Raw genomic sequence first — 236 nt, 5'->3', positions numbered from 1 at the left:
CCCGCCGTCACGGCGTCGCCTTCCTGGCAGGCGAGCGCTTCGATCACGCCGCTCGCGGGCGCGGCGACCGTCACTTCCATCTTCATCGATTCGAGGATCGCCACGTCCTGGCCTTCCTCCACGGCGTCGCCTTGCGCGACCAGCAGCTTCCACACGCTGCCCGATACGTCCGCGCCAATCGCGCGGCAATCGTCGTCGAGTTCGGTTTGCGACTGCGCATTCGCGCCGCCTTCCGC

1 protein-coding gene is annotated in these 236 nt (G+C 68.6%); it reads right to left on the bottom strand.

Annotated features, from left to right (window positions below; all coding sequences use genetic code 11):
• A partial coding sequence (locus SB751_RS35230) for an acetyl-CoA carboxylase biotin carboxyl carrier protein subunit (protein ID WP_410749643.1) occupies window positions 1-236 on the bottom strand: 236 nt, incomplete at both ends.

The sequence above is a fragment of the Cupriavidus sp. SIMBA_020 genome, from assembly GCF_046535395.1.
GTDB classification, from domain to species: domain Bacteria; phylum Pseudomonadota; class Gammaproteobacteria; order Burkholderiales; family Burkholderiaceae; genus Cupriavidus; species Cupriavidus campinensis.
The sequence above is the reverse complement of the archived record's forward strand: the minus strand, read 5'-3'. Positions and strand labels throughout refer to the sequence as shown.